Genomic DNA, 24136 nt, shown 5'->3' with positions numbered 1-24136 from the left:
CGCGCGGGGAGTGTCTGCGGCTGGAGCGCAGGTCGCGAGAATAGACTCAGAGATTGTGAATGCCGAGTATTCTGCCCACCATCTCCAGGTGCTTGAAGGGCTCGAAGCTGTCCGCAAGCGCCCGGGCATGTACATCGGGTCGAACGGTTCGCCGGGCCTCATGCACTGCCTCTGGGAGATCATCGACAACTCCGTCGACGAGGCGGTGGCAGGCAACGGCACGAAGATCGACATCATCCTGCACGCCGACGGCAGCGTCGAGGTCCATGATCGCGGCCGCGGCATCCCCGTCGACGTCGAGCCGCGTACCGGCCTCACCGGCGTCGAGGTCGTCTACACCAAGCTGCACGCGGGCGGGAAGTTCGGCGGTGGCTCCTACGCCGCATCGGGTGGTCTGCACGGCGTCGGCGCATCGGTCGTGAACGCGCTCTCGGAGCGCCTCGACGTCGAGGTGGATCGCGGCGGGAAGACCTATGCGATGTCGTTCCATCGCGGCGAGCCCGGCATCTTCAAGGATTCGGGAGAGAAGCGCCCCGACGCCCCGTTCACACCGTTCCAGGAGAACAGCGAGCTCCGCGTCATCGGCAAGGCGCCTCGCGGCGTCACCGGGACCCGCGTGCGCTACTGGGCCGACCGTCAGATCTTCACGAAGGATGCGGCCTTCCAACTCGCGGAGCTCGAGACGCGGGCGCGCCAGACGGCCTTCCTCGTTCCGGGGCTCGAGATCGTCGTCAAGGACGAGCGCGCTGCCGGTCAGGTCGTCCCGATCCCTGATTCCGATGGTGAGACCACCACGCTCGGCCCCGTCGAGACCTCCTACCTGTACGAAGGCGGCATCTCGGAGTTCGTCGAGTACCTGGCGACCGATCCTCCTGTCACGGACACCTGGCGCATCCAGGGGGAGGGAACGTTCAAGGAGACCGTTCCCGTGCTGCAGGCCGACGGGCACATGGTCTCCACCGAGGTGGAGCGAACGTGCGCCGTCGACATCGCGCTGCGCTGGGGCACCGGCTACGACACCCGCGTCCGTTCGTTCGTCAACATCATCTCCACGCCCAAAGGCGGAACCCACCAGCAGGGTTTCGAGCAGGAGCTCCTGAAGGTGCTGCGAGCCCAGGTCGAGCAGAATGCGCGCCGCCTCAAGGTCGGTAACGACAAGCTCGAGAAGGACGACGTCCTGGCCGGTCTCACGGCGGTCCTGACGGTCAACGTCCCGGAGCCGCAGTTCGAGGGCCAGACCAAGGAGATCCTGGGCACGCCGGCGGTGCGCGCGATCGTCGCCCAGGTGATCCGCAAGGACCTGGGGGAGCGCTTCAGTTCGACCAAGCGCGACGACAAGAACCAGGCGGCGCAGCTGCTCGACAAGATCGTCTCCGAGATGAAGGCGCGCGTATCGGCGCGAGCTCACAAGGAGACGCAGCGCCGCAAGAACGCCCTCGAGTCGTCGACCCTTCCCACGAAGCTCGTCGACTGTCGAACGAACGAGGTGGACCGCAGCGAGCTCTTCATCGTCGAGGGCGACTCGGCGCTCGGTACCGCGAAGAACGCGCGCAACAGTGAGTTCCAGGCCCTGCTGCCCATCCGAGGAAAGATCCTCAACGTGCAGAAGGCCTCCGTCGGCGACATGCTGTCGAACGCCGAGTGCGCGTCGATCATCCAGGTGATCGGTGCCGGTTCCGGGCGGACGTTCGACCTCAGCGCCGCTCGCTACGGGAAGATCATCCTGATGAGCGACGCCGACGTCGACGGCGCGCACATCCGCACGCTGCTGCTGACGCTGTTCTTCCGCTACATGCGACCGCTGATCGAGGATGGTCGCGTGTTCGCCGCCGTACCGCCGTTGCACCGGGTCATCGTGATGAACCCGGGGTCGAAGCCGAACGAGACGATCTACACGTACAGCGAGCAGGAGATGCACGCGCTCCTGACGAAGCTCCGCAAGGCCGGCAAACGCTGGCACGAGCCGATCCAGCGCTACAAGGGTCTCGGTGAGATGGACGCCGAACAGCTGGCGAACACGACGATGGACCGCTCCGGCCGTCTGCTGCGTCGGGTGCGCATGGAGGATGCCGAGGCCGCGGGCCGTGTCTTCGAGCTCCTGATGGGCAACGAGGTGGCCCCGCGCCGCGAGTTCATCATCGACTCGTCCGACCGGCTGTCGCGCGAATCGATCGACGCCTGACCCCGATCGGGTGAAGAAACGGGAGAGGGGCCGCGGATCGCCGCGGCCCGTCTCCCGTTCTCAGACGAGTGTGCGGCCGATGCTGCCGATCACGCCGTCGATGGGCTGACCCGAGGCGTCACGTCGTGCTCCGGCTTCAGGGAGCTTGCGCACGGCGCCGGTCGGGTCGACAGCCAAAGGCGGGTTCGGTCCCACCCAGGCGACGGTGAGCCGATCTTCGCCCTTCAGGAACGAGTGCGCGCGCACGCCGCCCGTCGCGCGGCCCTTCGCCGGGTATTCCGTGAAGGCCGAGACCTTCGCACGTCCCGGGTCCGTGCCGGGCAGGATGCTCTCGCCACCGGAGACCGTCGCCACGACGGCCTCCGCCGTGGGATCGACGACGCCGAAGAACAGCACGGTCGCACCGGAGCCGAGCTTGACACCGGCCATGCCGCCCGCAGGTGCTCCCTGAGGGCGCACGTTCGCGGCGGGGAAGTGGAGCAGCTGGGCATCGCTCGTGACGAACACGAGATCGGAGTCGTCGCGGGCCTCTGCTGCTCCCACGACCGTGTCGCCGGGCTTCATGCCGATGACTTCGAGGTCGGGGCGCACCGGCAGCGACGACGGGACGATGCGCTTCACCGTTCCCTGCGCCGTCCCGAGGGCGATTGGCGTCTCGCTGTCGAAACGCACGAACCCGAGGATCCGCTCGTTCCTGGTCGTGATCCCGAGGTAGTCACGCAGCGGCGTCCCCGCAGCGAGCTGGACGGAGGTCGCGGGGACGGAGGGCAGGTCGACGGGGGAGAAGCGCACGACACGGCCGAGGCTGGTGAGAGCCCCGATCTCCGCGCGGACCGTCGTCTCGACCGTCGTCAGGATCGCGTCGTGCTTGCTGCGGCGTGCCGGAATCGTGAGCTCCTGCCCCTCACCGAGGTCGACCCGCACGGCGCGGCCCGTGGTGGAGAGGACAAGGACCGTGGGGGCGTCGGCGATCTGCAGATCGACCGCTCCCTTGGTCGCTCGTGGCTTCGGCGGAGCGGCGTTCATCAGAAGCGTACGGCGCGGTGTGCCGTAGGCATCGGCCGCAGCATCGAGCTCCTTGGCGACCACGCCGCGCAGGAGCACCGGGCTGCCGAGCAGCTCACGGAGCGAGGCGATCTCCGCCAGCAGCGCATCGCGCTCGGTCTCGAGCTCGATGCGTGAGAACTTGGTCAGGCGACGCAGTCGAAGCTCGAGGATGTACTCGGCCTGCAGCTCGCTCAGATCGAACACCGAGCGCAGACGTGTGCGCGCCTGCTCCGAGTCGTCGGAGGAGCGGATGACCTGGATGACCTCGTCGATGTCGAGGATCGCGATGAGCAAGCCCTCGACGAGGTGAAGACGTTCCTCGCGGCGCGCGAGGCGGTAGCGACTCCGCCGCGTGATCACTTCGAGGCGATGGCCCACGTAGACGCTCAGCATCTCCTTCAGGCCGAGGGTGCGCGGCTGGCCGTCGACGAGTGCGACGTTGTTGATGCTGAACGAGTCCTCGAGCGGGGTCAGGCGGTACAGCTGCTCGAGGACCGCGTTCGGGTCGAACCCGGTCTTGACGCCGATCGCGACGCGAAGCCCGTGGTTGCGGTCGGTCAGATCGGTGACGTCGCTGATCCCCTGCAGCTTCTTCGCCTGCACGGCGTCGCGGATCTTCTCGATCAGGCGTTCCGGGCCCACCATGTAGGGCAGCTCGGAGACGATGATGCCGGTGCGCCGCGGACCCAGGGGCTCGATCGACGTCTTACCGCGGACCTTGAGCGCTCCGCGTCCGTTCGTGTACGCGTCCTTGACGCCGTCGAGACCCATCAGGATGCCGCCCGAGGGGAAATCGGGACCGGGGACGAACTCCATGAGCTCCTCGGTGGTGGCATCCGGGTTCTCGAGCAGGTGGGTCGCGGCCGCCACGACCTCGATGAGGTTGTGCGGCGCCATGTTCGTAGCCATGCCCACGGCGATACCGCTGGCGCCGTTGACGAGGAGGTTCGGGAACGCGGCCGGCAGCACAGCCGGCTGCTGGAACTGACCGTCGTAGTTCGGGATGAAGTCGACGACATCTTCGTCGAGGTTCTCGGTGAGGGCGAGCGCCGCCGCGGCGAGCCGGGCCTCGGTGTACCGTGCAGCAGCCGGACCGTCGTCGAGGGATCCGAAGTTGCCGTGGCCGTCGATCAGGGGCACACGCAGCGCCCACTCCTGCGCGAGACGAACCAGCGCGTCGTAGATCGCGGAGTCTCCGTGAGGGTGGAGCTTTCCCATCACCTCGCCCACGACACGGGCGCTCTTGACATGGCCGCGGTCGGGGCGCAGCCCCATCTCGGCCATCTGGTACAGGATGCGGCGTTGCACCGGCTTCAGACCGTCACGGGCATCGGGCAGAGCGCGGGAGTAGATCACCGAGTACGCGTACTCGAGGAACGAACCCTGCATCTCGGCGGAGAGATCGATGTCCTGGATGCGCTCCTCGACGGGCTCGGGCGGCGGGGTTTTCGGCATGGACTTCCTGAGGGCGTACGGGAGCCTGTGTCAGACTGGCTCGGATGTCCCTCATGCTACCGTCCGCGTCGCCCAGCGCCCGGAGCGTCGTCGGGGTGGCGGACGACCTGTTCGCCGCGCTCCGAGGCGGATCCGAGGTGCTTCCGCGTGCGGACTCCGTCGTCCTCGTCGTCGTCGACGGTCTCGGGGCGATCAGCCTCCGCGCACATGCTGGTCACGCCCGCACGCTGACGGCCGGCATGGCGAAGAAGGATGTCGCGCAGTCGGTGTTCCCCTCGACCACGGCCGCCGCACTCACCAGCATCGTCACGGGAGTGTGGCCGGGGGAGCACGGCCTCGTCGGCTACCGGGTGCTCGATGTGAGCCGCGACGTGCTCGTCAATCAGCTCAGCGGCTGGGAGACCGACGGGATCGACCCGCTCACCTGGCAGCCGGTGCCGACCATCTTCGAACGGGCAGGTCGCGACGGACACGAGAGCTTCGCGGTCGGATTCGCCGGATACGCGCACAGTGGATTCACGAAAGCCACGCTCCGAGGCGCGGAGTTCGTCGCCGCGACCACGGCGGCAGCGCGCATCGAAGCCGCGTACACGCTCGCCCAGACCCACCCGGGATCCCTCGTCTATTGCTATCTGCCCGAGGTGGACAAGGCCGGCCACAAGCACGGGATCGCGTCTCGCGAGTGGGTCGCGGCGCTCGAGGACATCGATGCCGCTCTGGTCACGCGGGTGCCACCGGCCGTCGGGGTGCTCGTCACGTCGGACCACGGGATGGTCGACGTCGGAGAGGATCGCCAGGTCGTGTTGGAAGAGTCGCATCTGCGGGGCGTGCATCACGTCGGTGGCGAGCCGCGGATGCTGCACGTCTACCTCGACCCCGACGCCGACGCCGCGGCGGTCTCTGCTCGGTGGCGGGCGGATCTGGAGGGGGTCGCCGACGTCGTCACCCGCGAGGAAGCCACCCGCGGCGGACTGTTCGGCGCGACTGTCACCGCAGCAGCGTCGGCACGGATCGGCGACCTGCTCGCCATCGCCCGCGGCACCTGGGCCCTCTACGACGGCACTGCGGCCGACCAGCGCGGGCGCGGCATGATCGGGCAGCACGGAGCGCTCACGCCCGAGGAGCGGCAGGTGCCCCTGATCAGGCTCGGCGCGTTCGCGCGCTGACGCTGCCAGCGCGAACCGGCAGAGGAGCCGTCACTCCTCGGCGCCGCTCACTCGTCGGTGCGAGCTCCGAAGACGATCTCGTCCCACGAAGGCATGGCATTGCGGCGGCGACGGCGACCGCCGGAGTCGCCGGCGTCGGAAGGGGCGGCCTGGGCCGAAGGCTGCGCCGGCTCGGGCTCGTCATCGGGCTGCTCGAGGGCGTCGAACAGCGAGATCGGGTCGGAGTGCTCGTCATCGTCGGGCTCGTCGAGTAGCGGAGCGGTCTCGCGCTGACCGCGACGGCGACGGAGCGCCTCCAGCAGGTCTGCGGTCTCGGGGCTCGTGTTCTGCGCGGAAGGCGCGCGCTTGATGGCGGCATCCTGCGCGGCGATGTCGGAGCGCTCCGGGAGCGAGGGGTCTTCGAACTCCGCTTCCGGCGCCGGAAGCAGACGCGGACCGAAGGCGCCGGAGTCGAACCGGCTCTCGTCCTTGTAGGGGGAGTTGGTGCGTTCCGCATCCACGGCACGAAGGCGCGGGATGAGCCCTTCGGGCAATGATCCCTGGCGCGAGAGCTGGGTGGCGTCGGCATTCAGCGGCGAGAGAGCGCTGCGGCGAGGGTCGAAGCTCCAGCGGGCATCGTGGTCGACGTCGTTCGCCGTGAATTCGAGCTTGATCGTCCAGCTGGAATCCTCTTTCCAACTCGCCCACCGCTCCGCCGTCGCTGCGACCTCGGCGAGCTTCGCGCGGACCGCGACGCCGAAGGTCGGCTGGGCGTCTGGTTCGACCTCGCTGCCGATCAGCACGGGAACCGCGAGTGCCTGGCCGATGATGTGCTCGCGCTCGGCGAGGACCGGACCTTCGAAGCGGGCGACGTCGTCGACGCTGATTCCCAGCAGTTCGGCGACCTCGGGAGCCGTGAGTCCGGCGCGGATCTGCGCCTGGATGTCGCGCGGGCTCGCGGCGAGCTTCTGCGCGGTGGGCTCTGCCTGGCGGGTGGCGCGACGGATCTCACGCTGCAGCACGTCGTCGATGGGCAGCGAGAACCGCTCGCCCGACTCGGTCGCGAGTACGAGGACTCCTGCTTCTGTGCCGACGATGGTGACGTTTTCCATGCGAATGCCCCTCTGATGGGTGTCCGTTCATGGTGTCACGCATGCGGCGTCTGGGCCGGGAATACCCTGGGCGTGCCGTGAGTTTGCTCTGTCGCACGGACCGCATTTGCGTTATGTCTCCGGGTCGTGCAAACTATGGCCGCCGATACCCGACGGCGCACCACCCACTCGCACCATGAAAGTGGAGATCTACCGCATGGCAACCGATTACGACGCCCCCCGAAAGAGCGAAGACGACTCCGAGTCGATCGAAGCCCTCAAGGAGCGTGTGCCGGACAAATCTTCCGGCTCAAGCGGGGACGAAGACTCCGACAACCCGTCGAACTTCGACCTTCCGGGTGCCGACCTCTCCGACCTCGAGCTCGACGTCGTCGTGCTGCCCGCGCAGCAGGACGAGTTCACGTGCATGAGCTGCTTCCTCGTGAAGCACCAGTCACAGCTCGACCACGAGGGCGCATCCGGGCCCATCTGCAAGGAGTGCGCTGCGTAAGCAGTCCTCCGAGCGACGTCTCACGCGCCCCCGACCGCTCGGTCAGGGGCGCGCTGTCGTATGTGAGTGGGCCCGTCAGGAACGGGCAGCGCGGATGGCCGCCGCGAGTCGGTCTGGCGTGCGGGTCGAGATGCTCCACGTGTCGACCGGGTCGTCCGCGTCGAGATTCGGAACGACGACGATCCCGTCGATCCCGCCGCGGATCAGGTGCCAGCCGCGTGCGGGGAGGCCGGGACCGCGTGCCTGTCGGGCTTCTTCGCCGACGAGAGCCAGCGGTTCGCCGAGGTGCTCGACATCGATGTGTGCGCGACCGGCGCGCAGGATGCGGCCCTCCACCGACACGACCGGCGTCGCCGCGATGAAGCCGAGCACCAGGAGCGCGGAGACGGCGGCGCCGACGATGAGCGCGACGGTCGACCCGATGGGCACGAAGACGAGAGACACCATCGGTCCTGCGACCGCGACGGTGACCAGCAGCCAGAGGCTGGGAGAGAGTCGTTCGCGATAGCGGACACGTGCGTCTGTGGCGGGGTTCTGCATTAGCCTCATGGGGTGACCGATTCCGTTGATGTCCCCATTATCGCTGCAGTGGTGCCCGGATACGCGCATCCGGGCGACGCCGGCGCCGATCTGGTCGCGGCGGAGGCCGTGCATCTGGAACCGGGCGAGCGCGCTCTCGTGGCCACCGGAGTCAGGATCGCGCTTCCCGACGGCTATGCGGCTTTCGTGGTTCCGCGCAGCGGGCTGGCCGCCAAGCACGGGATCTCGATCGTGAACTCGCCGGGGACGGTCGACGCCGGATACCGGGGCGAGATCAAGGTGAGCCTGATCAACACCGATAACAGGAGCGCGTACGATGTGGCCGTCGGCGATCGCATCGCGCAGCTGATCATCATGCCGGTGACACGCGCCACGTTCATCTCGGTGGACGAGCTGCCGGACAGCGTCCGCGGCGCCGGCGGTTTCGGCTCCACCGGGTACCAGGCGGGGCTCACGCAGAACGAAGCGGGACAGAACAGATGACTGACAACAACGCGACCCCCTCCAAGTCGGCACCCGCGAACCGCGGCACCGACGGACCTTTCGACGACTCCGAGGCGAACCCGGTTCGCCCGTACATCGACCTGGGCGGGATCAAGATCCTTCCACGCGAGGGGCTGAACCTCCGGCTCGAGGTGGAAGAGCAGACCAAGCGCATCGTCGCCGTCGGCCTCGACTATGCGGAATCCTCGCTGCAGGTGCAGCCGTTCGCGGCGCCGCGCTCCGGCGGACTGTGGGATGAGACGCGCGTGCAGCTGCGCGACCAGGTCAAGGCACAGGGCGGCCGCGTCGAAGAACGCGACGGCCCGTTGGGTAAAGAGCTCCTCGCCGAGGTCCCGGCGACCGCGAGCGAAGGCTCCGGACTGCGCCTCGCCCGATTCATCGGCATCGACGGTCCCCGCTGGTTCCTTCGCGGCGTGATCGGCGGAGCGGGTGCGTCGGATCCCGAGGCCGGCGCCAAGGTCGAGGATCTGTTCCGCTCGATCGTCGTCGTCCGCGGTGGCTCTCCGATGCCCCCGCGTGATCTGATCCCACTCAAGATGCCGGCGACCCCGGGCTCCGCGTGAGCGTCCCCGAACCCGACCCGGAACGCGAGAAGAGCACCTCCGAGATCCTCGGGGCGGCTCTCGGCAGCGCCGCCCGCCGTGCCGGGCTCGACCCGGCGGAGACCGCCAGCACGCACAAGGTCGTCTGGTCGGCGATCGGCGGGGTCCGCGGCATCCTCGAATCGGTGCTGCCGAGCCTGGCCTTCGTGATCATCTTCACGATCCGCCCCGAGCCGCTGATCCTGTCGCTCGGTATCTCGGTCGGCCTCGCTGCGGTCTTCACGATCGTCCGCCTCGTGCAGAAGTCCCCGCCCTCCGCGGCGATCGGCGGACTCGTCGCCGCGGCCGCCGCGGCTGCGCTCGCGCTGTGGACCGGTCGCGGAGCAGACAACTTCGTCCCGGGTCTCATCACCAACGCGGTCTACGGTTCGGTCATCCTCGTGTCGGCCCTGATCGGGTGGTCGTTGATCGGCCTCGCGGTCGGTTTCCTGATGGGGGAGGGCACCACCTGGCGGAACGATCGGCGCAAGCGCCGCGCCTACTTCTGGCTCGGGATCGCGTGGGCTGCGCTGTTCTTCGCCAGACTCGCCGTGCAGCTCCCGCTGTACCTCGCAGGCGATGTGACCGCACTCGGCACGCTCAAGCTCATCATGGGCCTCCCGCTCTTCGCGCCGTTGATCGCGGTCACCTGGCTCGTCGTACGCGCTCTCCATCCGCGTGGTCCGTCGCGCGAAGACGCCGCCGAGGCATGATAGATTTATCTTGACATCAAGATAAATCGCAGGCTTTCGCCGGTGAGCTGCGCGGAGCAGACTGGTTAGGTCCGCCTTGCTAGCCGCAGGGGCTCGCTGGCGAGCAAGATGGAGGCGCCTGTCGCTCCCATCCGAATAGAAGGAGACGGATTCGTGTCCACGGTGAACAGCTTCGGTGCCAAGAGCACCCTGACAGTCGGCAGCACCGACTATGAGATCTTCCGCATCGACACGGTGCCCGGTTTCGAGAAGCTCCCCTTCAGTCTCAAGGTCCTCCTGGAGAACCTGCTTCGCACCGAGGACGGTGCGAATGTGACGAAGGCGCAGATCGAGGCGCTGGGTTCGTGGGATGCCGCGGCAGAGCCCAATACCGAGATCCAGTTCACGCCCGCGCGCGTGGTCATGCAGGACTTCACCGGTGTGCCCTGCATCGTCGACCTCGCCACGATGCGCGAGGCCGTGACGGCCCTCGGCGGTGACGCGAACAAGATCAACCCGCTCTCGCCCGCCGAGATGGTCATCGACCACTCCGTCATCGCCGACCTGTTCGGCTCGGAGAACGCCCTCGAGCGCAACGTCGAGATCGAGTACGAGCGCAACGGCGAGCGCTACCAGTTCCTGCGCTGGGGCCAGACGGCCTTCAGCGACTTCAAGGTCGTCCCGCCCGGAACCGGCATCGTCCATCAGGTGAACATCGAGCACCTGGCCAAGGTCATCTACGACCGCGATGTCGACGGCGTGCTCCGCGCATACCCCGACACCTGCGTCGGCACCGACTCGCACACCACCATGGTCAACGGCCTGGGCGTGCTGGGCTGGGGTGTCGGCGGCATCGAGGCCGAGGCGGCCATGCTCGGCCAGCCCGTGTCGATGCTGATCCCGCGTGTCGTCGGTTTCAAGCTCTCCGGCGAGATCCCCGCCGGCGTGACCGCGACCGACGTCGTGCTCACGATCACCGACCAGCTGCGCAAGCACGGCGTGGTCGGCAAGTTCGTCGAGTTCTACGGTGAGGGCGTCGCCTCTGTGCCGCTCGCGAACCGCGCCACCATCGGAAACATGTCTCCCGAGTTCGGCTCCACGGCGGCGATCTTCCCGATCGATGACGTGACCCTCGAGTACCTGCGCCTGACCGGCCGCAGCGAAGAGGCCGTCGCGCTGGTCGAGGCGTACGCCAAGGAGCAGAAGCTCTGGCACGACGCGAGCGTCGAGCCGACCTTCAGCGAGTACCTCGAGCTCGACCTCGGCACCGTCGTGCCGTCGATCGCCGGCCCGAAGCGCCCGCAGGACCGTATCCTCCTCTCCGAGGCGAAGGCCCAGTTCGAGCACGACATCCTGGGCTACACGACGGCGTCGACCTCCGACGACATCGTCGACCTGGAGTCGAAGCACTCCTTCCCGGCATCCGACCCGGGCTCTGTCCCCGGCGAAGAGGAGCCGACCACGCGTCCGGTGCACATCAACAGCGGCGCTCCGGCGAACGCCTCGAAGCCCGTGCCGGTCACGACGCCGTCGGGGGAGAAGTACATCCTCGACAACGGCGCCGTCACGCTCGCCGCCATCACCTCGTGCACCAACACGTCGAACCCGTCGGTGATGATCGCCGCCGGTCTCGTCGCACGCAAGGCGCTGGAGAAGGGCCTGAAGCAGAAGCCGTGGGTCAAGACCACGCTCGGCCCCGGCTCGAAGGTCGTCACCGACTACTACGAGAAGTCCGGCCTGGACAAGGACCTCGAGGGCCTCGGCTTCTACACGGTCGGCTACGGCTGCACGATCTGCATCGGCAACTCCGGTCCTCTGATCGAAGAGGTGTCGGAGGCGATCAACTCCCACGACCTCGCCGTCACGGCCGTCCTCTCGGGCAACCGCAACTTCGAGGGGCGCATCAGCCCCGACGTGAAGATGAACTACCTCGCCAGCCCGCCGCTGGTCATCGCCTACGCGCTGGCCGGGTCGATGCACTTCGACTTCGAGAACGACGCGCTCGGCAAGGGCACCGACGGTGAAGACGTCTTCCTCAAGGACATCTGGCCGACTCCGGCCGAGGTGCAGGAACTCGTCGACTCCTCGATCTCGCGCGAGCAGTTCATCAAGCAGTACGCGACGGTCTTCGACGGCGACGAGCGCTGGCGCAGCCTGCCCACGCCGGATGACGCGATCTTCCAGTGGGACGAGAACTCGACCTACGTCCGCAAGGCGCCGTACTTCGAGGGCATGACGATGGAGCTCACCCCGGTGAAGGACATCGAGGGCGCACGTGTCATGGCGACTCTGGGTGACTCGGTCACCACCGACCACATCTCGCCCGCCGGAAACATCAAGGCCGGCACGCCGGCGGCCCAGTACCTCACGGAGCACGGCGTCGACCGCAAGGACTTCAACTCCTTCGGTTCGCGTCGCGGCAACCACGAGGTCATGATCCGCGGAACCTTCGCGAACATCCGTCTGAAGAACGCGATGGTCGCGGCCGTCAACGACGGACAGGTCGTCGAGGGTGGCTTCACGCGTGACTTCACGCAGCCGGGCGGCCCGCAGTCGTACATCTACGACGCGAGCATGAACTATCAGGAGCAGGGCACGCCCCTCGTCATCTTCGGTGGCAAGGAGTACGGCTCCGGTTCGTCGCGCGACTGGGCGGCCAAGGGCACGAGCCTGCTGGGCGTCAAGGCGGTCATCACCGAGAGCTTCGAGCGCATCCACCGCTCGAACCTGATCGGCATGGGCGTCGTCCCGCTGCAGTTCCCCGCCGGCGAAAGCTGGGAGTCGCTGGGCCTCGACGGCACCGAGATCGTCTCGATCACGGGGCTGGAAGAGCTCAACAACGGTGTCACGCCCAAGACGGTCAAGGTCACGGCCACCCCGAGCGAGAACTCGCCCGAAGGCAAGCAGCCGGTCGAGTTCGACGCGGTCGTCCGCATCGACACACCCGGTGAGGCCGACTACTACCGCAACGGCGGCATCCTGCAGTACGTGCTGCGTTCGCTGGTCTGATCCCACAGACGAAGGGACTCCGATCCATGGATCGGAGTCCCTTCGTCATGTCAAGGGGGGCGGCGCTCACCGGGTTCTCCCCACCTGGCGCGGTAGGATCGACGGGCGTCCGCACCCTCGTCGGGCGCTTCTGGCGAAGCCTGTGAGGAGGCGCAGATGCCCATTCTTCCGAGCATCTCAGGACCCCGTGATCTGGACGCGCTATCGACCGTTCAACTGGAGGAGCTCGCCTCCGAGATCCGCACATTCCTGGTCGAGAACGTCTCGCAGACCGGCGGTCACCTCGGCCCGAACCTGGGCGTCGTCGAACTGACGATCGCCCTGCACCGGGTCTTCTCGTCTCCGGACGATCCGTTCATCTTCGACACGGGGCACCAGTCCTACGTGCACAAGCTCCTCACGGGTCGCCAGGACTTCTCCGGCCTACGCGTGCGGGGAGGCCTCGCCGGCTACCCGCAGCGCAGCGAGAGCGCGCACGATGTCGTGGAGTCGTCGCATGCCTCGAGCTCGCTGAGCTGGGCGGACGGGATCTCCCGCGCACTCACGGCCACTGGTCGCGCGGATCGACATGTCGTCGCCGTCGTCGGGGACGGGGCCCTCACCGGCGGAATGACGTGGGAGGCGTTGAACAACATCTCCGATGACAACGACCGGAACCTCGTGATCGTCGTCAACGACAACGGTCGCTCATACGCGCCCACCATCGGCGGGATGTCGCGGTACCTGAACCGCGTGCGCACTGCAGCGGCATACAAGGATCTGCACCAGCGCTCCGACCGCCTGTTCCGTGCGTTCGGTCCTGTGGGCCGGGCGGTGTTCCGCGGGGTTCGCGGCGGAACCCACGGCTTCCTCTCCCGCTTCACCAACAATGAGGCGCTCTACTCCAACCTCGACATCAAGTACCTCGGTCCCATCGACGGACACGATCTCCCCGCTCTGCTCGAGACGCTCGAGCTGGCGAAGTCGTACGGGGCCCCGGTCATCGTGCACACGATCACCGAGAAGGGACGCGGGTACCAGCCCGCCCGAGACGACGAGGCCGACCAGTTCCACGCAGTGGGGAAGATCGACCCCGCGACGGGTGAGACGCTGTCTTCCGGCGGTCGCGGCTGGACCGACGTGTTCTCGGACGCCCTCGTCTCGGTGGGGGAGCAGCGCAGCGACGTCATCGCCATGACGGCTGCGATGCTGCGACCGACGGGTCTCGCGCCGTTCGCCGAGCGGTTCCCCGATCGCGTCTACGACGTGGGGATCGCCGAGCAGCACGCGGTCGCCTCCGCCGCGGGGCTGGCATACGGCGGACTGCACCCCGTCGTCGCGCTCTACGCCACGTTCATGGGCAGGGCCTTCGATCAGGTGCTGATGGATGTCGCACTGCACCGTGCGGGCGTGACCTTCGTGCTCGACCGTGCCGGCGTGACCGGCCCCGACGGTCCAAGCCACCACGGGATGTGGGATCTCGCCATGTTGCAGATCGTCCCGCACATCCGCATCGCCGCTCCCCGGGACGGCGCGCGTCTGACCGAAGCGCTGAGCGAGGCCGTTCAGGTCGACGACGCGCCGACGGTCATCCGGTTCCCGAAGGGCGAGGTCGCCGCCGACCTTCCCGCCATCGAGCGCTTGAAAGACGGTGTGGACGTGCTCGCCCGGGGGGAGTCGGAGGACGTGCTGATCGTCGCTATCGGCCCGTTCGCGGAACTCGCGCTCGACGTCGCAGAGCGTCTTCGGGCGCAGGGCATCGGTGCCACCGTGATCGATCCGCGCTGGGCGATCCCGGTGCAACCGTCCGTCATCGAGATGGCGGCCCACCACCGACTCGTCATCACGCTCGAGGACGGTATCCGCGTCGGCGGCATCGGCACTCGGGTGCGTCAGGTCCTGCGTGAGGCCGGCATCGACACGGCGGTGGACGAGCTCGGCCTGCCCGACGAGTTCATCGATCACGCCTCTCGGGACCAGATCCTCGCGGATGCGGGACTCACGGCGCCGAAGATCGCCCAGGACATCGTGTCGCAGGTGCTCGGTACCAGGATCCCGAAGGCGCGGGATGCGGGCGAGACGGGGACGATCGACTTGCCCCTCCACGAACGCCACTGATGCGCTGAAGGACCCGCCGGTCCGAATCGAGGGGGAGCGTCAGTTCAGGGCGTGCAGTGCGGCGACGGCCTGCGCGCCGCGATCCACGTCGCGGAGCGCCGTCGACATCAGGTATCCGTCGGTCAACGCGTCGCCGGTGACCATCACGCGCACGAGCTCCACCCCGCAGGCGCGACGGACCTCCTCGGCGCTGGCTGCGATCACGCGCGCGTTGATCTCGTCGTTGTGCGGCAGCTCCGTGCCGTCGAGGCCCCGGATCACGTCTCGCAGGGCAGCCCCGACGATGTTCGAGGCGCGCTCCTTGACGTTCACGACGTCGAGCTCGAACACCCGGAGATCGCGTCCCGTCGGTATCGGGCGCCATTCGAACGACGCGTGCACGCGATGCTGGTGTCCGCTCGCACCGCCCATCTCGCGGACGGGCAGGTCGGTCGCCCGGCAGCGCACATCGATGAGTCGATACCAGTAGAACAGGGGGAAAGCGCCATGTGAGCCGGGGTCGAGGACGACGACCTCCCCGACAGCCCCGCCGCGAGCGGTCGGACGGCGCTGCGGACGGTTGCGGATGATGGGCTTGCCGTTTCGGGTCCGGATCGCGGCCCAGCCTTCATCGACCGTGACGACGAAGAGCTTGAGGAGCGCGGGAAGGACCAGGAGCAGGGTGAGAACCGCTGTGCCGGTCTTCAGGAGCCCTGACATCCCCTTGCCGCCCAGCATCGTGAAGAGCATGTCCATGACACCACTGTGCCGGGTCGCGGCGTGCCGGAGCGCCATCGGGCACCAGGGTTCGGGGGAGTTCATGCGCTGTTCGCCACGCGTTCTCCGGGTCGCTGTGCGGTGGATACGCGGCGGCTCGGAGCCGCCCGGGGACAGGCTCAGATGAGGTCGGCCACGGTACGGGCGACGACGGCCTCGACCCCGGCATGACAGCGTGCGCGATCGGCGTCCACGAGGCCGACCCGCGTGCGGCGGTCGAGGACATCCTCGACGGTCATCGCCCCCTCGACCCGCACGGCGAACTCGACCTCGGCGGTGGTCAGCCCCGTCGCGTCGTCGAGTAGCTCTCCGGAGTCGGGCACCACGCGATCGACGAGCCGCACCGACGCCGTCCGACTCGGTGCCGCCTGGAGGCCGCGGGTCCGGGAGACGAGATCGACGGCATCCTCGGCCATACGTCGATAGGTCGTCAGTTTTCCGCCGAGCACGGTGACGAAGCCTGAGGCGGATGTCGTCACCAGGTGCCTGCGCGAGACGTCGGCGGTGGAGGCCGTGCGGCTGTCGACCAGCGGCCGCAAACCCGCGAAAGCGCCACGCACCCGATCACGTCCGACCGGTGCCGTGACCACGCGGTTGAGGCTTCTCAGCAGGAAGTCGATCTCCGGCTCGGTCGGTTGAGCGACTCGGGGCACGGCACCGGGAGAGTCTTCGTCGGTGAGCCCGACGATCACGCGGCCGTACGCCTGCGGCAGCGCGAAGACGTAGCGGCTGATCGAGCCCTCGTGCGGAATCGTGAGTGCCGTCGACGAGATCCCGAGGTCGGCGGCATCGAGCACGATATGGGTTCCCCGGCTCGGACGCACGCCGATCGCCTCGTCGAGCGCACCGGCCCAGACACCCGTCGCGTTGACGACGGCACGGGCGCGGATCTCGAACCGCTCGCCCGTGATGGCTTCTTCGACGGCGGCACCGTCTCCGTGCAGGGTCATGGCTCGAACCCGCGTGAGTATGCGGGCGCCGAGGGCCGCGGCCGTGCGGGCCACGGTCGCCACGAGGCGCGCGTCGTCGACCAGCTGACCGTCGTAGGACAGCATTCCCCCGCGCAGACCATGACGATCGAGAGCGGGCACGAGCCGGCGGGCCGTGCGTGCCGTCACGAGGGTAGGGGCAGGCAGCACCGAGCGGGGTGTGCGTGCCCGCATCCGGAGCAGATCGCCCATTCCCATGCCGACGGCGCCCGCGGTGCGCTGCCGGAACGTCACGTCGCGGGAGAAGGGCAGGAGCTGCCCGAGCGGGCGGATCAGATGCGGGGCGATCGTGGTCATGAGGAGATGGCGCTCGTGTGCGCTCTCCCTCGCAGTCGCGACGTCACCCGTGGCGAGATAGCGCAGGCCGCCGTGCACGAGCTTCGAGCTGAAACGGCTGGTCCCGAAGGCAAGGTCCTCGGCTTCGATCAGTGTCACGCTGAGGCCGCGGGATGCCGCGTCGAGTGCGGCTCCCACGCCCGTGATCCCGCCTCCGACGACGAGCACGTCGACCTGCTCATCGGCCGCGTGCATGAGATCGATCCTCCGTCGCGCGACATTGAGCGCGGATGAATGCCCGGTCATGGGCGGAGCAGTCCGTCGAGTGCGGCTCGTAGCTCACGTTCCCACGCGTCTTCCGAGATGAGGTCGGCCACTGTTGCGTGGGAGAGGACGGCGGACTGCGCGATCAGCAGCAGCATGACCGCGATCTCCTGCGGTGCGCCCTGTCTCACCGAGCCCTCGGTCTGTGCGGCGTCGATGGCGGTGGCGAGCCATCCGAGGATCAGGCGCTGGCTGGATCCGACCCGCTGCAGGGTGTACCGCGTGAACGCTTCGGGCTCGTCGGCGAGCAGACGCTTGTAGAGGGTGTCGTTCCGGAACAGCGTCGTGAAACGCAGCACGTCGTCGACGAGAGCGGTCCTCGTACGCGCATCGGCCGAGAAGGTCCGGAGTATGCCGTCGACGCGGCGCAGCAGAGCTGCTCTGACGACATCGTCGGCATCGCTCCAATTGCGATAGATGGTCGGACGGCTGAGATCGGCGCGCCGGGCGAGCTCGGCGATCGTGACGCCGTGCACGCCCCGGCGCTCGATCAGCGCGTCGGCGGCATCGAGGATCCTCGTCTGCGTCGCGTCCCACAAAGGTTGACGTTCTTCCATGATGTGTCACACTGTAACGCATGAGCCAAGACAATGGCAGGGTCGATGCGGACCCGTCGATGAGATGGAACGGTTGGGGCGATCCGGCCAAGGCTAAAGAACTTCCCCTGCCGGTGCGCGCACTGCTGCCGATACTGCTCGGACGCGTACGCAGACCTGCAGCGGCCGTCGAAATCGAGGACGTGCGGTTGGCGCCATCACGGTTGACCGCTGAGGACCACGCCGCACTGTCCGCAGCTGTCGGCCCCGCGCACGTCGACGTCACGACAGAGGCACGGATCCGTCATGCCGGTGGGCGTTCGACGCCGGACCTCCTCCGTCGCCGTGAGCCCGATCAAGACGCCCCGGATGCGGTGGTTCGTCCCGCCCATCACGACGAGGTCCGGGCGTGTCTCGACGTCGCGGTCGCGCGGGGGATCGCGGTCATCCCGTTCGGCGGCGGTACGAGCGTCGTCGGCGCACTCGACCCGGAGCGGGGAGCGCATCATGCGGTCGTGAGCCTCGACCTCCGGCGTCTCAGTGGTCTCGTGAGGCTCGACGAGGTCAGTGGCGAGGCCGTGCTCGCTGCGGGGACGACGGGGCCGGAGGCGGAAGCGCTGCTGTCCGCGCACGGGCTCGAACTCGGACACTTCCCGCAGAGCTTCCGCTACGCGACAATCGGAGGCTTCGCCGCCGCACGCTCGTCGGGACAGAACTCGGCGGGGAACGGCCGCTTCGACACCATGGTGACCGGCATCAGAGTGGCGACCCCGACCGGCGACATCGAGCTCGGACGATCGCCGGGTTCCGCCGCCGGGCCCGACCTGATCCGGGTGTTCCTCGGGTCGGAGGGCATCTTCGGTGTCATCACCGAGGTGCGGGTGCGGGTGCATCCGATCCCGCGCGAGCGCGTGTTCGAGTCGTGGTCGTTCCCCGACTTCACCAGCGGGGTCGAGGGTCTGCGGCGAGTGGCGCAGCAGGGCAACGGCCCCACGGTCATCCGGCTGTCCGATGAGGCGGAGACGGCAGTGAGCCTCGCCCAGGTCGGCAAGATCGGGAAGGTCCTCGCGAAGGGCACCAGCGTCGTCACCGTGTACGAGGGCGAGGGGATCGATGAACGCCGGACCCGTGTCAGCGCGCACCTCGCTGCCGCCGGTGGCATCTCGTCGGGGACGGGCCCGGCGGAAGACTGGCTGAAAGGCCGGTTCGATGGTCCCTACCTGCGGGATTCACTGCTCGACGCCGGGGTCTTCTGCGAGACGCTGGAGACCGCGACGACCTGGACGAATCTGCAGACGCTGCGGTCAGCCGTCGAGATGGCGCTCAAAGGCGGCTTCTCCGCGGCCGGGGCGAAATCGTATGTCATGTGCCACGTGTCGCACATCTACCCGACGGGAGCGTCGCTCTACTTCACGGTGCTCGCCGGCGTCCGGGCCGATCCGCTCGGGGCGTGGGAACCCGTCAAGGCGCGCGTCAGCGACGCGATCATCGCCGCCGGCGGCACGATCAGCCATCACCACGCGGTCGGTCGGGATCACGCCCCCTGGCTGAGTCAGGAGATCGGTGCGACCGGTATGCGCATCCTCTCGGCGATCAAACGCGAGCTCGACCCGGCGGGCATCCTGAACCCCGGCGCCGTGATCCCCCTCGAACGGAACGACTGACGTGGCCGCGCACATCGCGGTGCTCGCGAATCCGTTCTCCGGCAAGGGCCGGGGCGGGAGAGCAGCCGACGCCGCCGTCCTGCACCTCCGAGATCGCGGTGCCGAGGTGCGTGCCTACGCGGGCGCGTCCGCGGCCGATACCGCCCGGCTCGCCGTCGCAGCTCTGGTGGACGATCCGCGTGCACTGGTGGTGGTCGGCGGCGACGGCACGCTGTCGGGCATTCTCGACACGGTGTGCGCGTCAGCCGTCCCGGTGGTCCTTATTCCGGCCGGCACGGGGAACGACCTCGCACGTGCTCTCGGATTGCCGCGAAACGATGCTGCTGCCGCCGCGGAGCTCGCACTCAGGGGCGTGCCACGACGGATAGACGTCGGTGAGGTCACGACGACAGGTGGAAGACGGAAGTTCCTCACGATCGCGGCGTTGGGATTCGATGCGAAGGTCAGCGACCGCACCAACCGGCTCCGTTGGCCTCACGGTGCACCGCGCTACTACCTCGCGCTGCTGATCGAACTCGTGCGTCTGCGACCAATGGACTTCACACTCGCCGTCGACGGCGAGAAGCCCACGCGATCGTCGGGCACGCTCATCGCCGTCGGCAGCACATCGAGCTACGGTGGCGGTATGCCGATCTGCGCTGGCGCAGTGCCGGACGACGGGCTGCTCGACATCGTGCACGTCGCTCCGCTCGGCCGACTGCGGTTGCTGCGGCTCTTTCCGCTGCTGCTGCGGGGGACGCATCTGAGTCGACCGGAGGTCGTCCATCGCCGAGCACGCACCGTGACGGTCGCGGCGCCCGGCCTCGTGGTCTACGCCGACGGTGAGCGGATCGGTGAAGATGAATGCACGATCGCGGTGCTGCCCGGAGCGCTGACGATGCTGGTCCCGGGGGGAGAGCGATGACTGACTTCGACGAGGACGTCGTGATCGTCGGCTCCGGGTTCGGCGGGTCCGTCGCCGCGCTGCGACTGACGGAGAAGGGGTACCGGGTGCGCGTCTACGAGGCCGGCCGCCGCTTCGAGGACGAGGACTTCGCGAAGACGAGCTGGAATCTGCGTCGCTACCTGTGGGCGCCGATGCTCGGATGCTTCGGCGTGCAGCGCATCCATCGCCTTCCCCACGTGATGATCCTGGCGGGTGCGGGCGTGGGCGGCGGGTCGCTCAACTACGCCAACACGCTCTATCAGCCGGGCCCCGCCTTCTTCCAGGACGTGCAGTGGCGGGGTATCGCTGAGTGGGAGTCGGAACTGTCGCCGCACTACGTCACCGCGAAGCGGATGCTCGGCGTCGTGGAGCACTACCCGCACACCGGGCCTGTCGAGCTGATCATGGCCGGGGCTGCCGAGGATCTGGGGGTCGGCTCGACCTTCCGGCATGCCCCCGTCGGGGTGTGGTTCGGGAAGCCGGGGGAGCGTGCGCCCGATCCGTTCTTCGACGGCCAGGGACCGGACCGCACCGGCTGCACACTCTGCGGCAACTGCATGGTGGGCTGCCGTGTGGGCGCGAAGAACACGCTGATGAAGAACTACCTCGCTCTCGCGGAGCGTCGAGGCGTCGCGATCGAGGCGCTGCGCACGGTGACCGAGGTGCGTGAACTCCCCGGCGGCGGTTTCGCGGTCACGACGCAGCAGAGCGGTGCCTGGTTCCGTCGCGCGCGCCGGACGGTGACGGCAGAGCAGGTCGTGTTCGCCGGCGGAACCTGGGGCACGCAACAGCTGCTGCACCGGATGAAGGCGTCGGGCGCGCTGCCACACCTCTCCGATGCCCTGGGGCGTCTCACCCGCACCAACTCGGAAGCACTCGACGGTGCGGTGGCGACGAGGGTTCCCGAATCCCTGCAGCTCGCGCGAGGCATCGCGATCACCACCTCGTTCCACGTCGACGAGCGCACCCACGTCGAGAACGTCCGCTACGGCCCGGGTTCGAACCTGATGGGTGCGCTGGCGACCGTACTCGTCCCCGGCGATCGTCGCCTCGGCGTGCGTCTGCGCAGCCTCATGACACAGGTGCTCCGCTCTCCGGTACGGCAGTTCCGTCTCGGGAACCTCAGACGGTGGAGCGAGCGCGGAATCATCGCGCTCGTGATGCAGACGGCGGACAACTCTCTGACCCTGTCCCTGCGCAGGCGCTTCGGTCGACTCGTGATGACCAGCGCACAGGGACACGGCGAGCCGAATCCGAGCTACCTCCCTCAAGCGCACAGCGCCGCTGCGGCGATTGCGGCCCGGGTCGAGCAGGAGGGGGGAGAGCCGGCGGAGGCACGCGGATCCTGGCCGGAGGTCTTCGGCATCCCGCTCACCGCGCATTTCCTCGGCGGTGCGGTGATCTCTGCTGCGCCCGAAGACGGCGTGGTCGATCCCTATCACCGCGTCTGGGGGTATCCGGGGTTGCACGTGGTCGACGGTTCGGCTGTGCCGGCGAACCCCGGCGTGAACCCCTCGCTCACGATCACCGCTCTGGCCGAACGGGCTCTGTCGTACTGGCCGCGTCGCGGCGAAGCGGATACCCGCCCGTCGCCGTAGGCGGCTGCCTCCGGAGACGACGAAGGGGCCGCATCTCCCGATGCGGCCCCTTCGGGGATGATGATCAGCGGTGCTCGACGCCCCGGATCTGCGGCGTGTGGAACGAGCCGCCGAAGGCCCGCTCGGAAGCACCTTCGCGGTCGAGATACGGCGACGCACCACCGTCGATGAACGGCCAGCCGGCACCGAGGATCAGGCAGAGGTCGATGTCTTCGACCTCGGGCACCACACCCTCGTCGAGCATCAGCTTGATCTCCTGTGCGAGGCCGTCCTGCACGCGCTGCAGGATCGTCGCCGCGGAAGCGGGAGACTTGCCCACGGCGGGCTTCAGCACCTTCTCGGCCTGCTTGGTCCAGCCGATGACGCGCCCGCCCTTGTCCTTCTCCACGACCGCGTCGAGCTCGGCGAGAGCGTGGAAGTTCTCGTTCGCGTAGAACCGGTCGGGGAACGCCTGCACCATCGTGTCCTGGACGTGAGCGGCCACCTTCCAGCCGACCAGGTCGATCAGCTGGAACGGACCCATCGGGAGCCCGAGCGGACCGAAGGCCTTCTCGACATCCGCGATCGGAGTGCCTTCGTAGACCGCACGAGCGGCCTCGCCCATGACCTTGGCGAGAAGGCGGTTCACGACGAACCCGGGCGCATCAGCGGTGAGGACCGCGTTCTTGCCCAGGTTCTTCGCCACGACGAACGCCGTCGACAGTGCCGCCTCCGACGTGGTCGGCGTCTTCACGATCTCAATCAGCGGCATCACCGCGACGGGGTTGAAGAAGTGGAAGCCGACCAGACGCTCGGGGTGTGCGAGCTTCGAGCCGATCTCCTCGACCGACAGCGACGAGGTGTTGGTCGCGAGGATGGCATCTTCGGCGATGATCTGCTCGATCTCCCCGAACACCTGCTGCTTGACGCCGACCTCTTCGAACACGGCCTCGATCACGAAGTCGCAGTCCGCGTAGAGGCTCTTGTCGGTGGTGCCGGTGACGAGGGCGCGCAGCTTGTTGGCGGAGTCGGAGTCCAGACGACCCTTGGCCTCGAGTTTGCCGATCTCCTCGTGGATGTAGGCGACGCCCTTGTCGACGCGCGCCTGGTCCAGGTCGGTGATGAGCACGGGCACCTGGAGCTTGCGCACGAAGAGCAGCGCGAACTGGCTCGCCATGAGGCCGGCGCCGATGATGCCGACCTTGGTGACCTTCTTCGCGAGCTGCTTGTCGGGAGCGCCGACGGGTCGCTTCGCCCGCTTCTGCACCAGATCGAAGGCGTACATCGACGCGGCGAACTGGTCGCCCGTCACGAGTTCGGCGAGAGCCTCGTCCTCACGGGCGAAGCCCTCGGCCTGGGTGCCGCTCTTCGCCTTGTCGAGCAGTTCGAGCGCGGCATAGGGCGACTTGGGCATGGTGCCGATCTTCGACTCGAGCATGCCGCGCGCCATCTTGATGGCGATCGGCCACTTGGTGAGGCGCTCGATCTTGCCGGGCTCGTTCTTGCGCTCGACCTTCTTGCCGCCGAGGACCGCATCCGCCCACGACAACGAGTTCTCGAGGTAGTTGGCCGCGGGGAAGATCGCATCGAAGATGCCCAGATCGAACGCCTGTTGCGGCTTCAACATGCGGTTCTGCTTGAGCGGGTTCGAGATGACGACCTCGAGCGCGTTCTCGATGCCGATCAGGTTCGGCAGCAGATAGGCGCCACCCCAGCCGGGGATGATGCCGAGGAAGACCTCGGGGAGTGCGACGGCCGCAGCAGAGGAATCGACCGTGCGGTAGCTGGAGTTCAGCGCGATCTCCAGGCCGCCGCCCAGGGCGAGGCCGTTCACGAAGGCGAACGACGGCACCCCGAGGTCACCGAGCTTGCCGAGCACCTTGTGGCCGAGCTGCGCGATGAGGCGTGCGTTGTCGCGCGATCCCACCTTGCTGATGTCGGACAGATCGGCGCCGGCCGCGAGGATGTACTGCTTGCCGGTGATGCCGACGGCCTGGATCTCGCCGTTCGCCGCACGTGCCTTGAGACCGTCCAGGGTCTCGCCCAGCTGCGTGAGAGTGGCCGGCCCCAGCGTGTTCGGGCGCGTGTGGTCCCGACCGTTGTCGAGCGTGATCAGGGCGAGCACCTTGCCCGAGGCCAGTCGGATGTCGCGCACAGGCGACCGCGTGATGACCTCGCCCTCGGTGAGCGCCTGGATGGGGGAGAAGTCGATGTCGTCGTAGTTCGTCACGTTCG

The 24136-nt window shown here is 68.0% G+C and carries 18 protein-coding genes; 11 read left to right on the top strand and 7 right to left on the bottom strand.

Annotation, left to right across the window (positions count from 1 at the left end; genetic code table 11):
* The first annotated feature begins 55 nt into the window (after nucleotides 1-55).
* Nucleotides 56-2182 carry a type IIA DNA topoisomerase subunit B gene (locus CQ034_RS04220; protein ID WP_374956807.1) on the top strand — a complete coding sequence of 709 codons (2127 nt, stop codon included), beginning with the start codon at nucleotides 56-58 and terminating at the stop codon, nucleotides 2180-2182.
* Between the two features lie 60 nt (nucleotides 2183-2242).
* On the opposite strand, the gene CQ034_RS04215 is transcribed toward CQ034_RS04220, so the two are convergent.
* Nucleotides 2243-4684, bottom strand: coding sequence for a DNA topoisomerase (ATP-hydrolyzing) subunit A (locus CQ034_RS04215; RefSeq protein ID WP_105710033.1), 2442 nt, complete (start codon nucleotides 4682-4684; stop codon nucleotides 2243-2245).
* Nucleotides 4685-4728: 44 nt separating this feature from the next.
* Between CQ034_RS04215 and CQ034_RS04210 the strand changes: the two genes are divergently transcribed.
* Nucleotides 4729-5850, top strand: a complete 1122-nt coding sequence (locus tag CQ034_RS04210; RefSeq protein ID WP_258134037.1) for an alkaline phosphatase family protein — start codon at nucleotides 4729-4731, stop codon at nucleotides 5848-5850.
* Nucleotides 5851-5897: 47 nt separating this feature from the next.
* On the opposite strand, the gene sepH is transcribed toward CQ034_RS04210, so the two are convergent.
* Nucleotides 5898-6941: a septation protein SepH gene (sepH, locus tag CQ034_RS04205; RefSeq protein ID WP_105710031.1), complete on the bottom strand. Its 1044-nt coding sequence runs from the start codon at nucleotides 6939-6941 to the stop codon at nucleotides 5898-5900.
* A gap of 196 nt (nucleotides 6942-7137) precedes the next feature.
* Here sepH and CQ034_RS04200 point away from each other — a divergent pair, with 196 nt between their 5' ends.
* Entirely contained in the window at nucleotides 7138-7431 is a 294-nt protein-coding gene (locus CQ034_RS04200) for a DUF4193 domain-containing protein (protein WP_029263263.1), read from the top strand.
* 75 nt (nucleotides 7432-7506) lie between these two features.
* On the opposite strand, the gene CQ034_RS04195 is transcribed toward CQ034_RS04200, so the two are convergent.
* The gene (locus CQ034_RS04195) at nucleotides 7507-7980 is read right to left on the bottom strand and encodes a DUF3093 domain-containing protein (protein ID WP_051662458.1); all 474 of its coding nucleotides are present in this window, start codon (nucleotides 7978-7980) and stop codon (nucleotides 7507-7509) included.
* A 3-nt stretch (nucleotides 7981-7983) separates the two neighbouring features.
* Here CQ034_RS04195 and dut point away from each other — a divergent pair, with 3 nt between their 5' ends.
* The 5 genes from dut to dxs all read left to right on the top strand — a co-directional run bounded on the left by dut (nucleotide 7984) and on the right by dxs (nucleotide 14854).
* Nucleotides 7984-8454 (top strand): dUTP diphosphatase, encoded by a 471-nt coding sequence (gene dut, locus CQ034_RS04190; protein ID WP_029263265.1) that lies wholly within the window; start codon nucleotides 7984-7986, stop codon nucleotides 8452-8454.
* A complete protein-coding gene (locus CQ034_RS04185; protein WP_029263266.1) occupies nucleotides 8451-9038 on the top strand; it encodes a DUF3710 domain-containing protein in 588 nt (195 codons plus the stop codon). Before dut ends, CQ034_RS04185 begins: the two co-directional genes overlap by 4 nt.
* Nucleotides 9035-9769, top strand: coding sequence for a DUF3159 domain-containing protein (locus CQ034_RS04180; protein ID WP_029263267.1), 735 nt, complete (start codon nucleotides 9035-9037; stop codon nucleotides 9767-9769). Before CQ034_RS04185 ends, CQ034_RS04180 begins: the two co-directional genes overlap by 4 nt.
* Before the next feature lie 153 nt (nucleotides 9770-9922).
* On the top strand, nucleotides 9923-12757 hold the full coding sequence (locus tag CQ034_RS04175; RefSeq protein ID WP_105710030.1) for an aconitate hydratase: 2835 nt from the start codon (nucleotides 9923-9925) through the stop codon (nucleotides 12755-12757).
* Nucleotides 12758-12913: 156 nt separating this feature from the next.
* Nucleotides 12914-14854 carry a 1-deoxy-D-xylulose-5-phosphate synthase gene (gene dxs, locus CQ034_RS04170; RefSeq protein ID WP_105710029.1) on the top strand — a complete coding sequence of 647 codons (1941 nt, stop codon included), beginning with the start codon at nucleotides 12914-12916 and terminating at the stop codon, nucleotides 14852-14854.
* A gap of 39 nt (nucleotides 14855-14893) precedes the next feature.
* Here the strand turns inward: dxs and CQ034_RS04165 are convergent, their stop codons facing one another.
* The 3 genes from CQ034_RS04165 to CQ034_RS04155 form a co-directional block, all read right to left on the bottom strand.
* The gene (locus tag CQ034_RS04165) at nucleotides 14894-15655 is read right to left on the bottom strand and encodes an SPFH domain-containing protein (protein ID WP_258134034.1); all 762 of its coding nucleotides are present in this window, start codon (nucleotides 15653-15655) and stop codon (nucleotides 14894-14896) included.
* A 74-nt stretch (nucleotides 15656-15729) separates the two neighbouring features.
* Nucleotides 15730-17130 (bottom strand): glycerol-3-phosphate dehydrogenase/oxidase, encoded by a 1401-nt coding sequence (locus CQ034_RS04160; RefSeq protein ID WP_258134033.1) that lies wholly within the window; start codon nucleotides 17128-17130, stop codon nucleotides 15730-15732.
* 47 nt (nucleotides 17131-17177) lie between these two features.
* Nucleotides 17178-17756 carry a TetR/AcrR family transcriptional regulator gene (locus CQ034_RS04155; RefSeq protein ID WP_105710027.1) on the bottom strand — a complete coding sequence of 193 codons (579 nt, stop codon included), beginning with the start codon at nucleotides 17754-17756 and terminating at the stop codon, nucleotides 17178-17180.
* Nucleotides 17757-17776: 20 nt separating this feature from the next.
* On the opposite strand from CQ034_RS04155, the gene CQ034_RS04150 reads away from it, so the two are divergent.
* From CQ034_RS04150 to CQ034_RS04140, 3 genes are read left to right on the top strand one after another with little or no spacing between them, the layout of a single operon-like run.
* Nucleotides 17777-19399, top strand: a complete 1623-nt coding sequence (locus tag CQ034_RS04150) for an FAD-binding oxidoreductase (RefSeq protein ID WP_258134032.1) — start codon at nucleotides 17777-17779, stop codon at nucleotides 19397-19399.
* Between the two features lies 1 nt (nucleotide 19400).
* A complete protein-coding gene (locus tag CQ034_RS04145) occupies nucleotides 19401-20303 on the top strand; it encodes a YegS/Rv2252/BmrU family lipid kinase (protein ID WP_105710025.1) in 903 nt (300 codons plus the stop codon).
* Nucleotides 20300-21922 carry an FAD-dependent oxidoreductase gene (locus tag CQ034_RS04140; protein ID WP_105710024.1) on the top strand — a complete coding sequence of 541 codons (1623 nt, stop codon included), beginning with the start codon at nucleotides 20300-20302 and terminating at the stop codon, nucleotides 21920-21922. The genes CQ034_RS04145 and CQ034_RS04140 overlap by 4 nt, the downstream gene beginning before the upstream one ends.
* 64 nt (nucleotides 21923-21986) lie before the next feature.
* Here the strand turns inward: CQ034_RS04140 and CQ034_RS04135 are convergent, their stop codons facing one another.
* Nucleotides 21987-24131, bottom strand: a complete 2145-nt coding sequence (locus tag CQ034_RS04135; RefSeq protein ID WP_105710354.1) for a 3-hydroxyacyl-CoA dehydrogenase NAD-binding domain-containing protein — start codon at nucleotides 24129-24131, stop codon at nucleotides 21987-21989.
* Nucleotides 24132-24136: the final 5 nt, after the last annotated feature.

Source organism: Microbacterium sp. MYb45 (assembly GCF_002979655.1).
Lineage (GTDB): Bacteria > Actinomycetota > Actinomycetes > Actinomycetales > Microbacteriaceae > Microbacterium.
This window is presented reverse-complemented; position numbering and strand designations above follow the sequence as displayed.

What these genes read in the sequence shown, in the direction of transcription:
- dxs (WP_105710029.1), top strand. Translation starts at nt 12,914, where the DNA reads ATGCCCATTCTTCCGAGCATCTCAGGACCCCGTGATCTGGACGCGCTA.
- CQ034_RS04160 (WP_258134033.1), bottom strand. Translation starts at nt 17,130, where the DNA reads ATGCACGCGGCCGATGAGCAGGTCGACGTGCTCGTCGTCGGAGGCGGG.
- CQ034_RS04165 (WP_258134034.1), bottom strand. Translation starts at nt 15,655, where the DNA reads ATGAACTCCCCCGAACCCTGGTGCCCGATGGCGCTCCGGCACGCCGCG.
- CQ034_RS04185 (WP_029263266.1), top strand. Translation starts at nt 8,451, where the DNA reads ATGACTGACAACAACGCGACCCCCTCCAAGTCGGCACCCGCGAACCGC.
- CQ034_RS04150 (WP_258134032.1), top strand. Translation starts at nt 17,777, where the DNA reads ATGAGCCAAGACAATGGCAGGGTCGATGCGGACCCGTCGATGAGATGG.
- CQ034_RS04195 (WP_051662458.1), bottom strand. Translation starts at nt 7,980, where the DNA reads ATGAGGCTAATGCAGAACCCCGCCACAGACGCACGTGTCCGCTATCGC.
- CQ034_RS04155 (WP_105710027.1), bottom strand. Translation starts at nt 17,756, where the DNA reads ATGGAAGAACGTCAACCTTTGTGGGACGCGACGCAGACGAGGATCCTC.
- CQ034_RS04215 (WP_105710033.1), bottom strand. Translation starts at nt 4,684, where the DNA reads ATGCCGAAAACCCCGCCGCCCGAGCCCGTCGAGGAGCGCATCCAGGAC.
- sepH (WP_105710031.1), bottom strand. Translation starts at nt 6,941, where the DNA reads ATGGAAAACGTCACCATCGTCGGCACAGAAGCAGGAGTCCTCGTACTC.
- CQ034_RS04210 (WP_258134037.1), top strand. Translation starts at nt 4,729, where the DNA reads ATGTCCCTCATGCTACCGTCCGCGTCGCCCAGCGCCCGGAGCGTCGTC.
- CQ034_RS04200 (WP_029263263.1), top strand. Translation starts at nt 7,138, where the DNA reads ATGGCAACCGATTACGACGCCCCCCGAAAGAGCGAAGACGACTCCGAG.
- CQ034_RS04140 (WP_105710024.1), top strand. Translation starts at nt 20,300, where the DNA reads ATGACTGACTTCGACGAGGACGTCGTGATCGTCGGCTCCGGGTTCGGC.